At 69.6% G+C, this 18,801-nt stretch carries 24 protein-coding genes; 14 read left to right on the top strand and 10 right to left on the bottom strand.

Features of this window, described 5'->3' with window-relative positions:
• The 9 genes from D458_RS0104215 to D458_RS0104175 all read left to right on the top strand — a co-directional run bounded on the left by D458_RS0104215 (nucleotide 1) and on the right by D458_RS0104175 (nucleotide 6,641).
• On the top strand, nucleotides 1-969 hold the full coding sequence (locus D458_RS0104215) for a phage tail family protein (protein ID WP_017585477.1): 969 nt from the start codon (nucleotides 1-3) through the stop codon (nucleotides 967-969).
• Between the two features lie 12 nt (nucleotides 970-981).
• Nucleotides 982-2,130, top strand: a complete 1,149-nt coding sequence (locus D458_RS0104210) for a siphovirus ReqiPepy6 Gp37-like family protein (protein WP_017585476.1) — start codon at nucleotides 982-984, stop codon at nucleotides 2,128-2,130.
• 1 nt (nucleotide 2,131) lies between these two features.
• Nucleotides 2,132-3,085, top strand: coding sequence for a hypothetical protein (locus D458_RS0104205; RefSeq protein WP_017585475.1), 954 nt, complete (start codon nucleotides 2,132-2,134; stop codon nucleotides 3,083-3,085).
• 14 nt (nucleotides 3,086-3,099) lie between these two features.
• Nucleotides 3,100-3,840 carry a hypothetical protein gene (locus tag D458_RS0104200; protein WP_017585474.1) on the top strand — a complete coding sequence of 247 codons (741 nt, stop codon included), beginning with the start codon at nucleotides 3,100-3,102 and terminating at the stop codon, nucleotides 3,838-3,840.
• Nucleotides 3,837-4,778: a peptidoglycan-binding domain-containing protein gene (locus D458_RS0104195; RefSeq protein WP_017585473.1), complete on the top strand. Its 942-nt coding sequence runs from the start codon at nucleotides 3,837-3,839 to the stop codon at nucleotides 4,776-4,778. Before D458_RS0104200 ends, D458_RS0104195 begins: the two co-directional genes overlap by 4 nt.
• 14 nt (nucleotides 4,779-4,792) lie before the next feature.
• Nucleotides 4,793-5,071, top strand: coding sequence for a hypothetical protein (locus D458_RS0104190; protein ID WP_017585472.1), 279 nt, complete (start codon nucleotides 4,793-4,795; stop codon nucleotides 5,069-5,071).
• 64 nt (nucleotides 5,072-5,135) lie between these two features.
• A complete protein-coding gene (locus D458_RS0104185; protein ID WP_017585471.1) occupies nucleotides 5,136-6,002 on the top strand; it encodes a peptidoglycan recognition protein family protein in 867 nt (288 codons plus the stop codon).
• A gap of 103 nt (nucleotides 6,003-6,105) precedes the next feature.
• Nucleotides 6,106-6,255 carry a hypothetical protein gene (locus D458_RS37345; protein ID WP_017585470.1) on the top strand — a complete coding sequence of 50 codons (150 nt, stop codon included), beginning with the start codon at nucleotides 6,106-6,108 and terminating at the stop codon, nucleotides 6,253-6,255.
• 158 nt (nucleotides 6,256-6,413) lie between these two features.
• Nucleotides 6,414-6,641: a hypothetical protein gene (locus D458_RS0104175; RefSeq protein ID WP_017585469.1), complete on the top strand. Its 228-nt coding sequence runs from the start codon at nucleotides 6,414-6,416 to the stop codon at nucleotides 6,639-6,641.
• Between the two features lie 168 nt (nucleotides 6,642-6,809).
• Here D458_RS0104175 and D458_RS0104170 read toward each other — a convergent pair whose 3' ends face one another.
• The 4 genes from D458_RS0104170 to D458_RS36675 form a co-directional block, all read right to left on the bottom strand.
• Entirely contained in the window at nucleotides 6,810-7,991 is a 1,182-nt protein-coding gene (locus D458_RS0104170; RefSeq protein ID WP_017585468.1) for a methyltransferase domain-containing protein, read from the bottom strand.
• A gap of 223 nt (nucleotides 7,992-8,214) precedes the next feature.
• Nucleotides 8,215-8,436 carry a hypothetical protein gene (locus D458_RS0104165; protein WP_017585467.1) on the bottom strand — a complete coding sequence of 74 codons (222 nt, stop codon included), beginning with the start codon at nucleotides 8,434-8,436 and terminating at the stop codon, nucleotides 8,215-8,217.
• Nucleotides 8,433-8,690: a hypothetical protein gene (locus D458_RS0104160; RefSeq protein WP_017585466.1), complete on the bottom strand. Its 258-nt coding sequence runs from the start codon at nucleotides 8,688-8,690 to the stop codon at nucleotides 8,433-8,435. The genes D458_RS0104165 and D458_RS0104160 overlap by 4 nt, the downstream gene beginning before the upstream one ends.
• Nucleotides 8,691-8,861: a hypothetical protein gene (locus tag D458_RS36675; RefSeq protein WP_017585465.1), complete on the bottom strand. Its 171-nt coding sequence runs from the start codon at nucleotides 8,859-8,861 to the stop codon at nucleotides 8,691-8,693.
• Between the two features lie 221 nt (nucleotides 8,862-9,082).
• On the opposite strand from D458_RS36675, the gene D458_RS0104150 reads away from it, so the two are divergent.
• Together D458_RS0104150 and D458_RS0104145 are read left to right on the top strand one after the other, a co-directional pair.
• The gene (locus D458_RS0104150; protein ID WP_017585464.1) at nucleotides 9,083-9,931 is read left to right on the top strand and encodes a helix-turn-helix domain-containing protein; all 849 of its coding nucleotides are present in this window, start codon (nucleotides 9,083-9,085) and stop codon (nucleotides 9,929-9,931) included.
• Between the two features lie 9 nt (nucleotides 9,932-9,940).
• On the top strand, nucleotides 9,941-10,132 hold the full coding sequence (locus D458_RS0104145) for a DUF397 domain-containing protein (protein ID WP_017585463.1): 192 nt from the start codon (nucleotides 9,941-9,943) through the stop codon (nucleotides 10,130-10,132).
• A 113-nt stretch (nucleotides 10,133-10,245) separates the two neighbouring features.
• On the opposite strand, the gene D458_RS0104140 is transcribed toward D458_RS0104145, so the two are convergent.
• The 3 genes from D458_RS0104140 to D458_RS0104130 all read right to left on the bottom strand — a co-directional run bounded on the left by D458_RS0104140 (nucleotide 10,246) and on the right by D458_RS0104130 (nucleotide 12,191).
• Entirely contained in the window at nucleotides 10,246-11,610 is a 1,365-nt protein-coding gene (locus tag D458_RS0104140; RefSeq protein ID WP_026118986.1) for a DUF2637 domain-containing protein, read from the bottom strand.
• The gene (locus tag D458_RS0104135) at nucleotides 11,603-11,896 is read right to left on the bottom strand and encodes a hypothetical protein (RefSeq protein ID WP_017585462.1); all 294 of its coding nucleotides are present in this window, start codon (nucleotides 11,894-11,896) and stop codon (nucleotides 11,603-11,605) included. The genes D458_RS0104140 and D458_RS0104135 overlap by 8 nt, the downstream gene beginning before the upstream one ends.
• Before the next feature lie 112 nt (nucleotides 11,897-12,008).
• A complete protein-coding gene (locus tag D458_RS0104130) occupies nucleotides 12,009-12,191 on the bottom strand; it encodes a type II toxin-antitoxin system prevent-host-death family antitoxin (protein WP_017585461.1) in 183 nt (60 codons plus the stop codon).
• 666 nt (nucleotides 12,192-12,857) lie between these two features.
• On the opposite strand from D458_RS0104130, the gene D458_RS0104125 reads away from it, so the two are divergent.
• Both D458_RS0104125 and D458_RS0104120 read left to right on the top strand, forming a co-directional pair.
• Nucleotides 12,858-13,475: a TetR-like C-terminal domain-containing protein gene (locus D458_RS0104125; RefSeq protein ID WP_017585460.1), complete on the top strand. Its 618-nt coding sequence runs from the start codon at nucleotides 12,858-12,860 to the stop codon at nucleotides 13,473-13,475.
• A gap of 997 nt (nucleotides 13,476-14,472) precedes the next feature.
• Nucleotides 14,473-15,024 carry a hypothetical protein gene (locus D458_RS0104120; protein ID WP_169556853.1) on the top strand — a complete coding sequence of 184 codons (552 nt, stop codon included), beginning with the start codon at nucleotides 14,473-14,475 and terminating at the stop codon, nucleotides 15,022-15,024.
• A gap of 42 nt (nucleotides 15,025-15,066) precedes the next feature.
• On the opposite strand, the gene D458_RS0104115 is transcribed toward D458_RS0104120, so the two are convergent.
• The 3 genes from D458_RS0104115 to D458_RS0104105 form a co-directional block, all read right to left on the bottom strand.
• A complete protein-coding gene (locus D458_RS0104115) occupies nucleotides 15,067-15,366 on the bottom strand; it encodes a sec-independent translocase (RefSeq protein WP_026118985.1) in 300 nt (99 codons plus the stop codon).
• A 170-nt stretch (nucleotides 15,367-15,536) separates the two neighbouring features.
• Nucleotides 15,537-15,740, bottom strand: a complete 204-nt coding sequence (locus tag D458_RS0104110; protein ID WP_017543917.1) for a cold-shock protein — start codon at nucleotides 15,738-15,740, stop codon at nucleotides 15,537-15,539.
• A 344-nt stretch (nucleotides 15,741-16,084) separates the two neighbouring features.
• Nucleotides 16,085-17,722 carry a dolichyl-phosphate-mannose--protein mannosyltransferase gene (locus D458_RS0104105; RefSeq protein WP_017585457.1) on the bottom strand — a complete coding sequence of 546 codons (1,638 nt, stop codon included), beginning with the start codon at nucleotides 17,720-17,722 and terminating at the stop codon, nucleotides 16,085-16,087.
• A gap of 110 nt (nucleotides 17,723-17,832) precedes the next feature.
• On the opposite strand from D458_RS0104105, the gene rsmI reads away from it, so the two are divergent.
• Nucleotides 17,833-18,714, top strand: a complete 882-nt coding sequence (rsmI, locus tag D458_RS0104100; RefSeq protein ID WP_040702145.1) for a 16S rRNA (cytidine(1402)-2'-O)-methyltransferase — start codon at nucleotides 17,833-17,835, stop codon at nucleotides 18,712-18,714.
• Nucleotides 18,715-18,801: the final 87 nt, after the last annotated feature.

Genomic DNA, 18,801 nt, shown 5'->3' with positions numbered 1-18,801 from the left:
ATGCCGCTGATCATCGTGCCCCCACCCATTCCGCCGGACCCGCCCCGGGTGTGGCCGAAGGTGCCGACACCGCCCGGGAAACGGATCGTGTGGGTCAGCCCGGACGGGGAGGAGTTCCCTCTCACCGACGGCGCCGCCTACACGTCCGTGACCGGCCGGAACGGGTTCGGGCGGGTGGTCCCTGAGCTGGTCACCGAGGGCACCGCCTCCGGGGCCGTCCGGTTGGCCGACTACAGGGACAGCCCGCGGCTGATGAGGGTGCCGCTGGTGGTCGCAGGGGAAGACCCCGGCGCCTACCTCGAGGCGCACCGGGCGTTGGTGGCGTCCACCCGGCACCGCCGCCCCGGCCACGTGGCCATGGGCCGGATCCGGGTGGAGTTGCCCTCCGGGCAGTGGCGGGACATCCCGGCCGTCTACCACGGGGGGTTGGACCCGAACGAGGACATCCTCGACGACCTCATGTGGAGCAGGCAGGAACACCAGAACCTCGAGTTCTACGCGCCCGACCCGTACTTCCTCGGCCCGGAGCAGTCGCTGGTGTGGCGTCTCGCCTCCGACCCGCGCGCGTTCTTCCCCATCTACCCCCTCCGGGTGGCCTCCTCGCAGGTGGGCGGGGACGCCACGATCACCAGCCCCGGGGACGCCGACTCCTACCCCGTGTGGGAGATCACCGGGCCCGGCACCCCCATCATCACCAACGCCGACACCGGCCAGACGTGGGGGTTCTCCGAGGACGTGCCGGTGGGGGAGACCGTGACGGTGGACTGCCGGCCGCCGGACATCGCCCCGGAAACCGGCCTCACCGCGGTGGACAGCAGCGGCACGGACTGGTGGCACGCCTTCGAGGGGTTCCCGGACCTGTGGGCGATCCCGCCCGGCCGGACCCGGCTGGTCGCCACCATGATCGGCGCCACCAGCGAAACCCGCCTTCGGTTGTCGTTCCGGCCCCGCTACCAAGCCGGATGGTGAGGAGGTGTTCTGGTGATCCGCAACCTGGAGATCTACTCCCGTGACCCCGACCTGAGGCGCCGGGGCCCACTCCCGTGGGAGAGCGCCTCCATCACCCTGTCGCACCTGTCGGTGTCCACCTGGTCCCTGACCATGGACGCCACCGCCGCTGACCGGGTCGCCCCCGGGTGGGGCATCATCGCCGCCCTGGACCAGGAGCAGATCCTCACCGGGTCGGTAGAGGACCCCGAACGGGAACGCACCTCCGCCACATCGCCGGGCACCATCACCGTGTCCGGCGCCGACGACATGGGCCTGCTCGCAGCGATGCTGGCGTGGCCCGCCCCTGACCGGGACATCGGTGTGCAGCTGGTCGCTGACCGGCGCACCGGACCGGCAGAGACCGTCATCAAGGGGTACGTGGACGCGAACGTGGGCACGGGCCGGGTGGCTGCCCGCCGGGATCCGGCCGCCCCGCTGGCCCGCGAGGTCACGGTGGCCGCGGATCTGGGCCGGGGCCCGGAGATCAGCCACAGGGCCCGGTTCGACCCGCTCCTGGACGTGGTCCGGGCGTGCGTCGGCGAGTCCGGGCTGGGCATCTCCTGCCAGCAGCAGGGCGACGCGATCGTGTTCGACGTGTGGGAGACCGAGGACCGGCCCAACGCCGTTTTCAGCCACGAGCTGGGCAACCTCCAGAGCGTGCGGTGGCGTGACGCCATGCCGGAGGCCACCCACGCGATCGTCGGCGGGCCCGGCGAAGGCAACGCCCGGGACCTGCGGCGCCGCTCCGACTCTGCCGCCGTCCAGGCGTGGCGCATGGCCGCAGAGACCTTCGTGGACGAGCGCTCCGAGGAGCAGGACGGCCCCCTCAACCGGGCCGGAGACCAGGCCCTGGCCGACGCACGCCGGGCCGGGATCATCGAGGCCACCCTCGCCGACACGCCCCGCCTCCGGTACGGCCACGGGTACGGGCTCGGAGACCGGGTCACCATCCACCCCGAACCCGGCACCGCGTACACCGACCAGATCACCTCGGTGACCATCGACGCCAACCGGCGGGACGGCACCCTCACCATCACCCCCACTGTCGGGTGGCGGTCCGGTGGCCTCTACCAGACCCGGCAGGACCGGGAAATCGCACAGCTACGCCGCGCCGTGGGCGCGCTTGAAAGGAGTCTGTGACATGGCGTTCCGGTCCTGGCCGCACGACTACGAACCCGACGGCACCACCGAACAGGAAACCTACGAGTCCGACTTCCGGTTCTCCCTGACGGCCGCCACACAGGACGGTCTCGACCCGTCCTTCGGAACCGCGTTGGACGCGTCGGTGTCCGGCAACAACCTCGACCTGGGCACCGGCCGCGGTGTCCTCGACGGGTACGCCTTCGCGTCGGACACCACCGAGTCGGTGAGCATCCCCACCAACAGCTCATCGTTGCCGCGCCTGTACCGGGTGGTGGCCCGCCTCGACGTCGCAGCACACCAGATCCTTCCGCACGTCATCGAAGGAACCGCGGCCTCCAACCCACAGATCCCGTCCCTGACCCGCACCGACGCCATCTATGACCTGCCGGTGTGGCGGTGCCGACGCGGGGGTGGTGGCGGGTCCATCACTGAGCTGGTGGACGAGCGCACCTACCTCAACCCGGCCGGGGCGCTGGCCTGCACTTCCAGCACACGCCCCCCGAACCCGCTCCCCGGCACCACCATCTACGAGTCCGACACCGGCCGTCTCGTCTACTACCACGACGGCCAGTGGGTCACAGCCGCTGACGGCACCTACCCCACATCGTGGCAGCCCATCCCGCTGCGCACCGGCCGGTACACCACCCCCGCTCACGGTTGGTCCCCGTCATGGCGGTGGGTGCGGCCGGGCCGTGTGGAACTGCGGGGGACCGTGGCTCGCGTCGACGGCGGGTCGATCGCCAGCGGGGACTACTTCGCGATCCTGCCGTCCGCGATCCGCCCAGGCGCGTATGTGCGGCATATGGGAGGTGCGTCCCAAACCTCCGCCGGGTGGTCGGTCCGGCTGGAAATCCGTTCCCGGAACGTCACCGAGTCCGGGCAGATCACACTTTGGCACGGCTACAACCCCACCTGGTTCGCCCTCGACGGGTGGACCTACGACATTTCCTGAGAGGAGGTGGCCCCATGGCTCGGTACTGGTTTGGCGACCAGCCCGCGGACGTGGTGGTGGCCACTGGGGACCAGGTTGAGGTGGGGTCCATGCTGGGCTACCACGCGATCCTCACCCCCAACACCACCCTGCACCTGTACGACTACACGACCGGCGACCGGATCCTGGACCTGCTCGACGCCACCGGCGAGGCAGCCACCAGCATCTCCACCCTCGGCGACGGGCGGATCCCCCGATTCCGGGGCCCGTCCGGTGTGGAGCGGATGCTCATCGGCCAGGACCCCGCAACCCTGCCCCCCGAAGCGGACCCCACCGACCACCAGTGGACGATCCTCACCACGTCCTACCCCGACATCGTGGACGGGCTCCGCACCCGGATCGCGGACCTGGAGGCTGACGCCGGCGGCGAGTACGTGTCCAGCGCGCACCCGATGCCGTGGGTGGCCACCGGGACCATCTCGGACCACACCAGCCCTCATGTCGTCGCGAACCTGGACGGCCGCGCCCAGACCGTTGCTCACATCCGCGCCACCGCCACACTGGACACGTCGTCGCAGATCACCGCGACGGTGTACACGGTCGACCTGGACACCGGCACCCACACCGCCGAGGAAACCCTGGTGCTGACCACCGCAGCCCCGGCCGTGCTGGTGACCCCCACGTGGATGGTGGCTGACGGGGCTGGTCTGACCGTCGGTGTGGTGGTGGATTCTGGGTCCGCGTCGGATCTGACGGTGCAGGTGATGGTGAAGTGAGCATCCTCATCGACAACCGGCTGTCCGGGGACGATGGTGTGCAGGTGTCGAACTCGACTCTGGCCACCAGCGCTGAGTCGGGCACCGTCATCATCGCCGCCCCTGGGAGCCGAGCGGTCTACGACGACGTGCACACCGTGCACGGGTTGCCGTCCGTGCGTATCGAGTCCGGCCACCACAGGCAGGACACTCCCCGGCTGCGCGTCAACCTGCCCTCCTCGGGGGCGTGGTCGGTCCGGTGGTACGTGTGGATGCCCCCGCTGGGGGAGGCCGGGCACGGAGCGAATGAGGTTCGCTGGCATGGGGCGTTTCCGGACACGGAGGTGGCGCTGACCGTGCAGCCGTCCGGGTCCGGCACCAACATCAACACCAGACTCCAGCCGGACGATTTGGCGGCCAACGCGATCCTGTGGGATTCCGAGACCGGGACGTCCGTGCCCCTCGGCCAGTGGCTGCGCATCGAACTGCGATACGACGGTTCTGACCTGACCTGCCGCACCTTCGCAGGCCACACCACCGTGGGAGAACGCGTCCACACCTGGTCGGGTCGGGACGTGGGCCGCACCCTGGACCTGACCGGGTACCGGTTCCGGCGGCGCACCACCCTCCGCATCGGCGACCAGGGATCTGATGTCACCGACCTCCAAAACGAACTGATCGACCTCGGCGAAGACCTGTCGCCGTGGGGCGCGGACGGCGACTTCGGGTCCGGCACCCAGTCCGCTGTGATGAACCAACAGTCCGCCCTCGGGCTCGCCCTGGTCGACGGGGAGGCCGGGCCGGAAACCCGCGCCGCGATGGACCTGGCCCTGAACCGTATCCCTGACCCGCTGTGGGTGTCCCACGTGGCGGTCGCCGAGGGGGAATGGATCGGCCCGGCCGAGGCACCCCCCGAACCCGCCCCGATGGCCCGCCTGCGGGTCGGCCTCCCCATCTAGAAAGGGGGACCCGGATGAGCAGCACGATACCGCCCACGGACCCCTTCGCCAGCGTGGTCTCCGCGAAGGACATCTACGACGCCACCCGCGAAACCCAGCAGGAAGTGAGACGGGCACTGGACCGGTTGGACACCGTCGACAAGAAGATCGCGGACGTGTCCCGTGTGCAGGACGAGCACCGGGCCCGGCTGGACGCGATCGACCGGTGGCGGTATGCCATCCCCATCGCGTCGATCTCAGCGGTGGTGTCGGCGGTGGCGGCGGTCATCATCGCGCTCCTGTCCGTCACCTGAACTACCCCACACCCTCGGCCCCGTCACTTCGGCGGGGCCTTCCGCATGCCCTGGAGGCACTGCCGTGACCATCGACTACCCACGGACCTACTTCGGATGGTCCTCCACCTCACCCGCCGACTACGCCACCCCGCGCTCCGGCCTGGTCATCCACTACAACGGCGACGCCACCAACCTCACCTCACACGCCGGGTGCGTCTCGTACTGGAAGGGCGTGCGCAACAGCCACGTCAACGGAAACGGCTGGGCCGACCTCGGATACAGCTTCGGCATCTCAGTGGACGGCCACATCTTCGAGGGCCGGGGCCTGACCCGCTACCAGGCCGCGCAGGGCACCACCGCGGGGAACCGCGACTGGTACTCGGTGTCGCTGATGATCGGCGGCAGCGAACGGCCCACCGCCGCCCAGATCGAAGGTGTGCGCCGCCTCCGTGCCTGGCTCATGGCCGAGCACGGCGTGTCCGGGACCGTGCGCGGCCACCGCGACTTCATCTCCACCTCGTGCCCCGGATCTCCGCTGTACGCGCTGGTCACCGACGGCACATTCACCAAGCCCCCCGGGGCCATCACCACGGAGGTATCAGACATGCTCGGGCTCAAAAAGGGCGACAGCGGGGAACGCGTGAAGCTCCTCCAGCTCAAGCTCAAGAACGCCGGATTCAGCGACGTTGTCGGCACGATCGACGCCGACTATGGGCCCGCCACCGCCGAGGCTGTCCGCCAGGCCCGTGCGTCCGTGGGGTCCGCGGCCGGAGCCGGTTGGGGCGACCGGATGACCCCCGACGCCTGCGAGCAGGTCGACAGGGCGTTCGCCCGCCGCCAGGCGGAGATCATGATCGGCCGCGCGGACCTCTCGACCGGCGGAAGCTCCGGCGACCTGCCCGCCACGGAGACCGTCGCCGTGTCCGGCCAGCTCACCGTCAAGCGCTAGGAGACCCACCACCATGCACGAAGCCCCGAAGCCCGCACCGACCACCGCCCGGGATGCCCGCTCTCGAGGTGCTCGGACTCTGCTCCAGGGTGCACTCGCCGTCGTGGTTGTCGCCGTGGCCGCGTTCACCGTGGACACCGTCACCCCGGGCGAGCTCATCGAGTGGCCCGCCTACGGGCTCGGCGCCGCGACCGCTGCCGGTACCGCGCTGGCCGCGTGGGTGCAGCGCACTCTGGAGGGCGACCGAACGTAGTCGCACCTCAGACGGTATGATTCGTTCACGCGTTCGGGGAGGGAAAGCCCTGGACGCGCCGCGCCCCGCACACCTTCGTGGTGTGCGGGGCGCTTTCGTCGTGTGTCCGCATCTGGCCACGGGCCCCGCTGTTGGGGTGGTGGTGGGATCCTCCCCGCATGGACGAGGACGAGATGGTGGACGTGCTGCTGGTGGGCGGCCCGATGGATGGCACCCGGCAGCCGGTGCCGTGGACGGCGGTGTTCGACGACGAGGAACCGGGTCTGGACATGGTCCCCGACTCCTCGGCGAAAGCCCCGGAGGAGATCCCGTGGGCGCGGGTGCTGTACACCGCCGCCCCGGGTGGCCCACCGGATGTGTGGCACTGGCAGGGCTGGGTGCCGTGACACGACGAAGCCCCGCCTCACTGTGAGGCGGGGCTTCGTGTTGAGGCCGGGGCCACGCAGACCCTCATCTGGTGGCCCCGGCTGGCCGCCCCGGATATTCCCCCCACGGGAAGGGCGGCCGTCTGGCCCGTGCGACCGCCGGAGGGGCCCAGCAGCCGCACGGGGGCTCTATCTGCGGGTGGACCAGATCGTGTGCTGGGGCCCGTGGACCCACACGGTCTGGACCCCGCGGGTCAGGTCTACGGTCAACCCGAAGTCGGAGATCTCCGGCCGGTCCCAGCTCTCCCAGAGCGCCCAGGCCCGGTTCGCGTCGTCGACCAGACGCCGGGTGCCGCCCTGCTCGATGCGCCCGTTGGCGTGCAGCCGCGCCCACCCGGGGGTGTCGGTGGTCGAGGTCAGCCACACGTAGGGTTCGGTGGCGTCGGGTTCCTGGCCCATCCCGTAGGACCAGCCGGGCATCAGCAGGCTGAGCAGGAGCGCCTGGTCGCCGTCCAGCCAGGGGCCGCGCGGGTCGGCCAGGACCTGCTCAGTCCTCTCAGCGGGAACCCCCTGGTGTGGGGGTGGGGTCCCGCCGCGCTCCCGTTGGCCGCGCGCCCACATGAAGCTGAGCCCGCCCTCGAACCGGCCCTCCGCCGTGGAGTCGGTGGTGTCCAGGACCGCGAGGACCCCGCCCGGAGCGCCCGGGGCCGGCGCCCACGGGGTGACGATCCGGCCCCGGGGGCGCATCTGCCGGACCCACACGGACGGCAGGCGGGACACCGTGCAGGTGGAGATGATCCTGTCGTAGCTGGCCTGCCCGCCGGACGCGTAGGTTTCGGCGTCGCCGGTGAGCACGGTGGGGTGGACCCCGTGGGCGTACAGCGAGGACCGGGCACCGGCCGCGATGCCCTCGTCGACCTCGACCGTGACCACCTGGCCGGAGCCGAGCAGCTGGCACAGGAGCGCCGCGTTGAACCCGGTGCCCGTGCCCACCTCCAACACCCGGTGGGCGGGTTCGATGCGGGCCGCGGTCAGCATCCTCGCCATCACCGACGGGGCCGACGAGGATGAGGACGGCACACCCATCCCACCCTCGGCGCCGTCGTCGCGCTGGGTGGTGAGCGCCTGGTCCGTGTAGGCGACGGCCAGCCACCCCTCGGGGTCGGCGGTGCGGTCGTACTGCTCGCGGCCCGGCCCCCACATGACGTCCGGGAGGAACCGGTGGCGGGGCACCTGGGCGAACAGGCGGCGGATGTGCTCGGGTGCGGCCAGCTGGGCGGCGAGGGCCCGCGCGAGAGGGGTGTGGTCCATGGTCTGGTAGTGCCCCATCAGACGGACCCCGATCCCTTGCACGAACCGCAGGGCACCCACCGGCCGATGTTCTTCCCGGGGGTGGCCCCGTCATTGGTGACCCAGGCTCCTCCGTCTCCCTTGCAGGCCCCGCACGTGGCGGCGGTCGGGTGGGGAACGGGCCGGTCCGGTACCGGGGACGGGAACTGGCAGGGCGGCGGCACCGGCCGGGGGGCCGAGCTGGTGTTCGGGCGGGTCAGCGTGCTCGTCATCGTCATCATCGTCGTCTCCTTCATCACGGGGGTCATACGGTCCTCTCCAGCGGGGACCGCCACACCAACGGGTGGGAGTGCGGGTCACGGCCAGCAGCGCGGGCAACCCGCTCAGCGGTGCCGTGCTGGGCGACGTACACCGGGCGCCCCTCCGCGTCGGGGCCGACGTAGTCCACCGTGGTCTGGTGGGCGCGCGCCCAGGACTGGAGGGCGGCCAGGGATCCCAGTTCGCGGATGTCGCATACGCGGGTCACAGCAGCGCCTCCCGCCACACGTCGTCGAGCACCGTGTACTGGATCGGCTGGGCGTCGAGCTGGGCGTCGAGGTAGGCCTGGGCGGTCTCGGCGTCGGCGTCCAGGAGCCGGTCCAGGACCTCGGCGGCCAGAACCGTGCGGCGGGTGTGCATCCCCGCGCGGAGCATCATGCCCTCGGTCGTCGCCGCGGGGGGCAGGGTGAGGGCGTCTCGCAGGCTGGTGATCAGGTCGGTGGTGGCCAGGTCCAGGGACATCTACGCCACCCCCAGACCACAGAGCCCGTCGAGGGCCCGGCCGAGCACATGGGCCGGGGGAATGTCCAGGGCGAACCGCCTCACCCGGGGGGCACGGCGCCGGCGGCGCATCAGCTCGGACGCGCGGTGGCGCACGTAGGCCAGCTCAGACAGATTCAGGTATCGCACCATGGCGACTCCTTGATCAGGGTGCCGGATGGGAGGTCCGGCGGGCTTTCAGGTGAGTCCATAGTGCCCCCGTGTCACCAAAAAATGCAATGCCATCTTTGAATGGATGCCAGAATCTCACCTGCCATGCCATCTCGATACGGAGGATGCGTGAAATGTCTGAGTCTGGTGGAGGGACCGTAGGATCAGCTCAACCACCCCCGACGACCACACGGAGTGACGAAGTGAGCGGTAGCCCGACCTTGCGACGCAAGCGGTTGTCGCGTCAGCTCCGGGCGCTCAGAGAGGACGCGGGCCTGACCGCGGATGACGTCGCCACCGAGGCAAGGCAGCGCTCCGGGAAAGCGCGCGGGTGGTCCCTCAGCAAGCTCATCCGGTTGGAGAAAGCAGACTGGAAGAGGCTGGCCTTCGACGACCTCAAGATCCTCCTGGCGATCTACGAGGTACCCGAAGACGAGTGGGGGTCCTACCTCACCCTGGCGAAGGAAGGGAACCGGCGCGGGTGGTGGGCTTCGTTCGGTGATGCGCTCGGGTCCGGCCAGTTCGTCGGCCTGGAGTCCGAAGCCAGCCGTATCCGCTCCTACCAGTCCATGGTCATCCCCGGCCTGCTCCAGACCGAGGAGTACGCCCGCGCGATGCTCCAGGCGTCAGGCATCTCCGACGAGGAGGACCTCGACCTCCGTGTCCAGGCCCGCATGTTCCGGAAGGGCGCGGTCTTCCACTCCTCTCCGGCCGCCACCCTGTGGGCGATCATCGACGAGTCCGCCTTGCTGCGCATCCCTCGGGAGCTACACGGCCAGCTGGAGTACCTGATCGACATGAGCCACACCCCGAACATCGGAGTGCAGGTTCTCCCGTTGAGCAGAGGACTGCATGGGGAGACTGGGCAGATGGTCATCCTTGATTTCGAGCCGCCGGACCCATCGGTGGTGTACCTGGAGGTCATGGCCCAGGAGCTCTACCTGGAGAAGCCTTCTGAGATCACGCATTACCAGCACGTATACGATCATTTGCAGGCTGCTGCCCTGTCCGTCGAGGAGACCCGCGACCACATTCGCAGCCTGATGACCTAGGAACCGACCATGCCTGAAACATCCCACGAACTCCAGTTCCGCAAGTCCAGCTACAGCGGTGCCCGCACACAAGACTGTGTGGAGGTCGCCGACCTGCCCGCCGGCGCCGCCGTGCGCGACACCCAGAACCGCGAGCTGGGACACCTCACGTTCGGCTCTGCGGAGTGGGCGGCGCTGCTGTCCACTGCGACCCGCCGGTAGCGCAGACGACGAAGGCCCCCCGGTCACTGACCAGGGGGCCTTGCCGTGCTTTACCTGAAAGCATCCCGGGGCCACTCTACCCCGGCCAGGCGACAGCCGGTAGAGGGCACGGGCTACGCGCCGGAGCGCTCCTGTGCGCGCATGGCGGTCTGGTGCCTGCGCACGGTCGAAGCAGTCACCCCCACGTGCGCGGCGATCTCCTCGGCGGTGTGCGTGGGGTGCTGCTCCATGTGCGCGACGATGCGTTCCCGCGTGCGCGCGCCCTGCTTCTTCTTCGCCACGGCCGCCCCGGGCAGCCGCTCGGTGACCACGGCCGGGCGCTCGACGGCGGGCTGTGTGCGTGCGGGCTCAGGTGCCGTGTGCGCGGCGATCTCCTGTGTGCGCGCCGAGGGGTGGGTGCGCTGGTTGGGTTGTGTGCGCGAGGAGTACGGCAGTGCGCGCGGGGCACCCCCGGCAGCCACGGCAACCGCTTCGGTGTGCATACGGGTGCGCACACCGGCCACACGCTCACGCGCCTGCCAGTCCTTCAGCTTCGCTACGGCTGCCTGCCCCTCGGCGAGCGCACGGGCGTGCTCCTGTGCGCGCGCCGCGCACTCGATGGGCAGGAGAGGGCGGCCACCGGGGGACAGGTAGCCGTCCACCCGGTCCCCGCCGACGATGGCGTGGACGCCGGGGGCGAGCGGTACGCGCACGGGCTCGTGCCACTCGGTGACGTCGTGCGCGTACACGGTCGGGGTGTGCTCATCCATGAGCTGCACTGTGCGCGCGTCCATCCGCTCCATGCGCGCGTAGTGCTCGGCCAGCAGCTCCCGCACCTCCCTCGTGGACTGCTCCAGCCGAACCCCGACGGACAGCCGGTAGGCGAGGCCCGCGGGGATCCGCTTCTTCCACCGCCACCCGAACGCGCGCTTCAACTCGGCGAGCGCCTCGTGGCGGTCCAGGTGCGTGTCCAGGGCCTCGCCGTACTTGGGCTGCTGCCACAGGATCATCCGCCGCCACATCGCCACCGTGGACAGCGGGGCGAGCAGCCACCGGCCCCGCGGGATCGGCTCGCGTTCCTCCGGCACCTCCAGGAGCACGAGCAGGTGGTGACGGAGCGCCTCCACCCCGACGATCAGGATGGCGGGGGCCAGGGCGTGCATGATGATCGCCGCCGGGCCGTGCTCCATCCCCGCGTAGGCGTTGATGCCGATCGCGGTTCCAGCGAGGATGCGGGCGACCTGGCGGAGCCACCCGATCGGCCGGCCGATCCACGTCAGCACGATATCGATCGCGAGGACGGCGACCATGCCGCCCTCGATGCCGATGGGGTAGAGCGCGGGCAGCGGCATGTGGAGGCGCTCGGCGAGCTCGCGGACGGTCCAGTAGGAGATGACCAGACCGTAGACGCCGACGGCGAGCATGCCGATCACGGCCAGGCCGAGGCCGGTGATCTGCCCGTCGGAGAGCTTCTTCGTGGGGGTGCTGGGGTTACTCACCGGGCACCACCGTGGGGTTCGGGGCGTGCTCGGCGACCGCGTCACGCAGCCACTGCGACTCACCGGGCACCAGGGGCAGGGTGGCGGCGTCACGGGCGGCGTGCTTGACCAGGATGGCGCGGTCGCGGGTCAGCTGGAGGGCGGCCCGGTAGTCGTCGCCCGCGGGGATGTCGAGGGCGTCGGCGATCGCGGTGAGGATCTCGCGCATCTCGTTGACCTCGGCGCGAAGCTGGTCGGTTTCGGGGTTCGGAGTGGGTGCGCCGGTGGGGCGCGGTACGGTTGTCACAGCAGGTTCCGTTCGACAGATGGTTCTGCTACCAGGCCCCGTCCGGCGGTAGGGTCGCCGCGGCGGGGCCGCTTCATGTTCCGGGGGGCGGCGGTAGGGTCGCCGCCCCCGTCTACGTCTCGGTCTGTTTCAGCGCCGCGAGGGCGCGCTCGTACCAGTCGGGCGGCACTACTACAGCGGTAGGTGCTCCGTACCGGCGGATCTCGATGTGGGCGCCGTGATCTACGTCGGACAGCAGTTCCCGGAACTTGGTCCGGGCGTCTCCGCTGCTCATGACACGTGAGTCGGTGGACATGCCGAGAGTCTTGCACGTTTCGTACGAAACTTACAAGACTCCCGGCATTCTTGGGGGGATTTTGGGGGGCGACATCCGCCGTTTTCTACCCCCTAGCCTCCGTTAGTAGACGCGTTCCACCCCCTTTCACCAGGCCATATGGCCAACCGCAGGATTCTTCTTTTTCTGCGTACTGTGTTCGCATCGAGGGGGTCTGGGGTTCAAATCCCCATAGCTCCACCGCAGGTCAGGCAGTCTTTCGTGGCCGCCGGCCAAGAGGGGAAACACTTCCCTGGGGGACGACCGGGGGATTCCTTGTGAGGGATCCCCGGTCGTCCCCTTTTTGTTGCCCGCTCCCGGAGCGGTGCCGGGAGGCCGTCCTCGGTCGGCGGCCCCGAGTCCGGGGCGGCCTTCGGAAGCGGTGAAGCAGAAGGGCCCGATCCAGCGGATCGGGCCCTTCTGCCTGCTCTGGTCCTGTCGGACGGGGTGCTGCTGTTCCCTGCTTCGGGCGGTCGTCCGGACCGGAGCCTCGAGTGTCACCGGCGAAGCGTCTATCCCCTGGAGCGGGGTGGACCGGTGTAGGGCCAAGAGTACCGGCGAACGCTTCGAAGCGCCCGTGGAACCGAGCTTTCGGCTGCCTCCGGCCAGTTCGGCACGGCGAAAACTTTCCGCCGTATAGTTCGAGGCATGGCAGACGGATACCACCACGGGAACCTGCGGGCCGCCGTTCTGGCGCGGGCCGCGGAGGTCATCGAACGGGAAGGCCCCTACGCCTTCAGCCTGCGCTCGCTCGCGGCCGACCTCGGGGTGAGCCACACCGCCCCGAGGCACCACTTCGGAAGCCGGGAGGGCGTGCTCAACGCGTTGGCGACCGAGGGCTACACCGAGCTGGCGAACCGGCTGCGGGCCAACCGGGAGGCGGGCGGGGGATTCCTGGAGTCCGGGGTCGAGTACGTGCGATTCGCCGCCGAGCATCCGGCGCACTTCCAGGTGATGTTCGCGCCCTCCCTGCTCGACGAGGACGACTCCGAACTCTCCGCGGCCCGGGCCGCCGCCTTCGGCGAGCTGACCTCCGGGGTGGAGTCCATGGCCGAGGAGGGCCGCCCGGTGCAGGACGCCGCCGGCGGTGTGGTGGCCGGATGGGCGATCGTGCACGGCATCGCCACCCTGGCGCTCACCGGGAACCTGGACAGTTCCGGGGTCAGGGCCCTGCTCGGAGACGCCGACCTGCTGACCATCACCCGACGCAGCGCCGGTCTCCTGTTCGGCGCCACGGGGGCGTTTCCCGAAACAGCACGGGAGTGAGCCGTGCCGGGCGCGGCCCTGGTCTCGTCCGCTGTCGCCCTGCTCGCCGCTGGCGGCCCGGCGCTCGGCTGATTCCGCCGTGTCCCGGGTCTCCCCGGAGCCCTCTCGGCTCCTCTGCCCCGCAGGGCGGGCGAAGCGCTCACCCGAAAAGCGGCAGAGAATACTTCCTTTAGTGCTTGTCCGAAACTGGGATTCCTGAGGCGGATGGGACGTACTTCCCCGAGGGTCCGGGTTTCCTTCGAGGTACACAGAGTGACTGTCCTTCTTCTGGTGATACACCGGAGAAGCGTAGTTCTGTGATGGTTTCTCCCGTCATGTCCCTATACGAACGCTCGCTGTCACGTCGAGACACGCTTCCGGGCCGACCCTCCCGGCGAGTCCCTGAGGGATTCCCCTGTGCTCGAACCGCAATAGCGGTACCATCACCCTCTGTTATGCCGGGCTTCTTGGATTTTGCTTGTCTTCGGTCTTGTTTTTGCAGGTCACCGGGGAGGGTGTGTTCGGCGTGGGCCACGGGAACTTGCCTGAACTGCGACAACAGTGACTTCTGCGGACTTCCGTATGCCACAGCTGCAACCTTTGGTCGAAGGTCGGCCATGGAATGACGAATATTCGAGCATGGGTCTTGTGGTGCCTGTCGAGATAGGACATCTTGGGTTCGGGATGGGCCGGAGACATCAAAAGAAAGGTGGATGCCATGACCACGCACGCGAAGGCCACTCGCAACGGCAACGGCTGGAGCTGGTGGTAGCCAGCGCGCGCTGACCGTTCTTACGAGAACGCAGGCGACCGAGGGGGCCCGTTCGACTTCGTCGGCGGGCCCCCTTCACGAGTCCGGACACGGCACGGCCGCGGAGACGTGGAGGAGCCTTTTCCAAGGGGTTTCGGACCACGCTCCCGGGCGTCGGGGATTTGACCGATGAGTCCGCCGGGTAGGAGCCCGGTACGACAAGAGGACAGTCAGGTCCGGACCGACCGTGAAGGGGCGGCAGCATCCGTGTCCGACTCCCCCCAGTACCCAGGCGGATACCAGTATCCGGAGGAACCCGAGCCGGAGGGCGGGTACACCCGCCCGCCGGTCCCGCCGCCGGCGCCCGGGCCCGCTCCCGAACCGGTGGAGCAGCCGTCCCGGACCGCTCCGGCGCCCGATGACGCACACCCTGTGGCCGCCGAACGCTTCCGGCGCACGACCAGGGCCAGGAGCAAGGCCATCCCGGTGGAGCGGAGCAGGGGGTTCTGGCACCTGGCCACGGGGACGGTCTTCTACGTCATGGTTGTCGGAGGCATGGCCGACTACGTCGATCCGGGTGCCCGGATCGCCGCCCACCTGGTGTTCTGGGTGGCGATCGGGCTGGCGTTCCTGATCGCGGCGGCGCGCGAACGCCGCCACGACTGGGCCCCGCGGCCCCGGTGGCCCTGGATCACGGCGGCACTGGGCGGTGCGGTGGCGGTGGAGGCGCTGATCCTGGCGGTGGGGTCGCCCGCGATCATCATCGGGGCGGTCGTCCTGCTCACCCTGGCCGCGTTCTTCCTGATGCTCGTCGGCTGACCGCCGGAGCGCGGACGGGGGAGCGGGCCGGCGGAACAGGGGTCAGGTGGCCTCGTCATCGAAGGGCGGGCGCTTGCCGTTCAGGCGGGAGACGGGCTTCTTCTCCTCTTCCTCCTCCTCCCAGAAGTGCTTCTGGATGAAGCGCTTGGGGTGGAGGTCCTGGACGTCGAAGTCCTTGTACTCCGGGCCGAGCCCCTCCTTGATGTCGTTGGAGGCGGAGTTGGCCATGGTGCGGAGCTGCCGCAGCACTCGGCCGACCTGCCGAGCGGCATGGGGGAGCTGATCAGGACCGAAGATCAGTAGCGCCGCCAGCAGCAGGATGCCAACTTCTCCCCAGCTCATGTTTCATCCTCGCTCTTGGTGTACCGAACGGCTTCAAGCAGGTTAACCGGTATCGCCGGGGTTGGGTAACCGTGTCCGGCTCCGTGGCCGGACCGCCGTCGAACCGGTGCGGAAAGCGAACCAGCCCCCCACTCGGTGAGTGGAGGGCTGGGGAAACGCACGTATGACGGTCAGACCGCGCGAACGTCCGCCGCCTGCGGGCCCTTCGGGCCCTGGATGATGTCGAACTCGACCTTCTGGTCCTCTTCCAGGTTCCGGAAGCCGGTACCCGCGATCGCCGAGTAGTGCACGAACACGTCGGGCTGACCACCCTCGACGGCGATGAACCCGAAACCCTTCTCAGAGTTGAACCACTTCACGGTGCCCTGAGCCATGTGCTCTCCCTTGGGGACTACGGCGGGACCGCACCCTGCTGGTCCCGGGTCGCCGGGCGCCGGACCGACGAAGGGTAATCCCGAATCGACAAGCGCCCACGTGAAGTTCCGCGAGGCGCCTCGGGCATCCATGGAAACAACAACAGCAACCAGTTGCAGACGTTACCAGGGGGAGTGGTGCCCTGCCGAGGCTTTTCCGGCAGGAATCCACACTCTCCGAGTGTCCTGTTTCGGCTACTCGAAACTGTTGCTTTCCAGCCCTTCTGCCACTAATGGAGATGTGTTCCGGGGAACGGTATTCCCCCGTTCCCGGGCAAGGGCGCGTCCACCGAACAAGCCCTTGCTCAGGAAGCGTCCCGACCGTAGACCCACACGTCGAACCAGAGCCGGTCCCGCCAGGTCTCCTCCGGGACCGGATAGGCCGCCAGCACCGGGTAGAGGTAGGCGAAGTGGGCGATGATCAGCAGGACCACGACACCGAAGACCACCCCGCCCAGCGCCCGCAGATAGGGGGCGAAACGGGGACTGTCCTCGCCCGCGCCCATCACCAGGCCCAGCATCAGCACGATGGCCAGCACCAGGAAGGGCAGGAACGGCAGCGCGTAGAACAGGAACATGGGGCGTTCCGGGTAGGCGAACCAGGGCAGCCAGCCCGCCGCCACCGCGAGCAGGACCGCGCCGGCGCGCCAGTCCCGGAAGGTGATCCACCAGCCGAACATCACGACCGTGGCCAGGATGCTGATCCACCAGATGACCGGTGTTCCGATGGACACCACCGAGGTCACGCAGTTCCCGGTGTCGCACCCGGCGGCCTGGCCGTCGTAGTGGAACATCACCGGGGTGCGCATGACCAGCCATTCCCACGGAGCCGAGATGTAGGAGTGGTCGCTGGTCAGGCCGGAGTGGAAGTTCATCATCCGGGAGTGGTAGTTGTACAGGCTCACCAGGGCCTCGAAGGGCGCGCTCACGAAGCTCGGCAGCCAGTCGGGTGCCAGGCCGTCCGCGTAGTCCCGGTTGTAGCCGCCGCGCGTGAAGAGCCAGCCCGACCAGGAGACCAGGTAGACGATCGCCGCCACCACCACAGTCTGGAAGAACGCCGGGACGGCGTCGAAGCCGAGCCAGCGGCCGAGGGGACGCTGCTGGCCGACACTGCGCCGGGCCCCGTAGTCCCAGGCCACGGTGAGCAGACCGAAGGCGGCCACGAAGAACAGGGCCGACCACTTGGTGCCGATCGCCAGGCCGAAGCACAGTCCCGCTGCCAGCCGCCACCAGCGCATCCCGAGCCAGCCCACGCCGGCGAGCTCGGTCCCGGCCTCCCCGAGCCGGGCCAGCCGTTCCCTGGTCTTGTCCCGGTCGATCACCAGACAGGTGAACCCGGCCAGGATCCACAGGGTGAGGAAGATGTCCACCATGGCGATACGGCTGAGCGTGAAGTGCAGGCCGTCCAGCGCCAGGACGAGGCCGGCCGTGCAGCCGAGCAGCACCGACCGGGTCATGCGGGTGGCGAGCCGTACCAGGATGAGAACGGAGATCATCCCGGCCAGGGCGGAGGCCACGCGCCAGCCCTCGGGGGTCACGGCCGAGCCGAAGGGCATGATCGAGTACAGCCAGTCGCCGAGCGCGATCATCCACTTGCCGACCGGCGGGTGCACGATGAAATCGCCCGTGCCGGTCCAGATGTTCGGATCGCCCTGGGACAGCAGCTGGTCGGACTCGTCCAGCGAGTCGTGCTCGTACCCGAACTCCCACAGCGCGTAGGCGTCCGTGGCGTAGTAGGTCTCGTCGAAGTAGATGCGTTCGGGCTGGTCGAGGTTGAAGAACCTCAGGGCACCGGCGAACAGCGCGACGACGACGGCCCCCAACCAGCCCAGCCACCAGGGGCTGGGAAGGCCGGGCGCGAAGCGGGAACGGAGTGTCGGCGGCTGGGCCGAGGCCGGGGGGCTCGAGGGCGCTGCCTCGCTGTGAAGTGCGGTGGTGGTCATCTCGGCTCGTAGGTTGGGGTCAGAGATGGGGTCCGTTGCGGACGGGCCGCGAAACCGGGTTTCGGGTGGCGCGATAGTGCCAACCGTAGCGCGACAGGACGGGGATCACAGTGGTTGAGGTTGTGGACGGGACGAGGCGGGTCGGGAGGCTCGTTCTGGCCGGGTTGCCCATCGGGAACCAGGAGGACGCGCCGCCCCGGTTGCTGCACGCGCTGGAGGGCGCGCGTGTCATCGCCGCGGAGGACACCCGGAGGCTGAGGCAGTTCGCCTCCCGGACGGGGATCCGGTTGGGCGGGGAGTCCGGTGCCCGGATCGTCTCCTACTACGACCAGAACGAGACTCGCCGGGGCGAGGAGCTCCTCGAGGACCTGCGCCGCGGGGAGGAGGTCCTGGTCGTCACCGACGCCGGGATGCCCGGGGTGTCCGACCCCGGATACCGGCTGGCCGCGGCCTGTGCGGACGAGGGGATCCCGGTCACCGCGATCCCCGGCCCGTCCGCGGTGACCACCGCCCTGGTGGTGTCCGGGTTGCCCACCGACCGATTCTGCTTCGAGGGCTTCCCGCCGCGCAAGGGCCTGAAGGGGTATCTGGCCGAACTCTCCGGCGAGCGCCGCACGATGGTCTTCTTCGAGAGCCCGCACCGGATCGCCGCCACCCTGGAGGCGATGGCCGGGGCCTTCGGCGCCGACCGCCGCGCGGCGGTGTGCCGCGAGCTCACCAAGACCTACGAGGAGGTGCGCCGGGGCGGCCTGGCCGAGTTGGCCGAGTGGGCCGCGGAGGGGGTGCGCGGAGAGATCTCGGTGGTGGTGGAGGGCGCCCGGCCCAAGGCGGAGCGCACCAGTGACGCCGACCTGGTGGCCGCCGTCGCGGAGCTGGAGGACGAGGGGACGCGCCGCAAGGAGGCGATCACCCGGGTCGCGAAGGAGACGGGCGTGCCCAAGCGCCGCGTGTACGACCTCGTGCACGGCGTGGTCGAGGTCGAGGCCGAGTGAGGCCGCTCCCGGCCGGAACCTTTTCGGGCGTGGAGCGTCGAACCCGGTAGTACCCCGAGAGAACCCGGTAGTACCCCCGAGAGAACG

The organism is Nocardiopsis ganjiahuensis DSM 45031 (assembly GCF_000341085.1).
Classification (GTDB): Bacteria; Actinomycetota; Actinomycetes; order Streptosporangiales; family Streptosporangiaceae; genus Nocardiopsis; species Nocardiopsis ganjiahuensis.
Note: the sequence above shows the minus strand (reverse complement) of the source record. Positions and strands in the feature narration are given on the sequence as shown.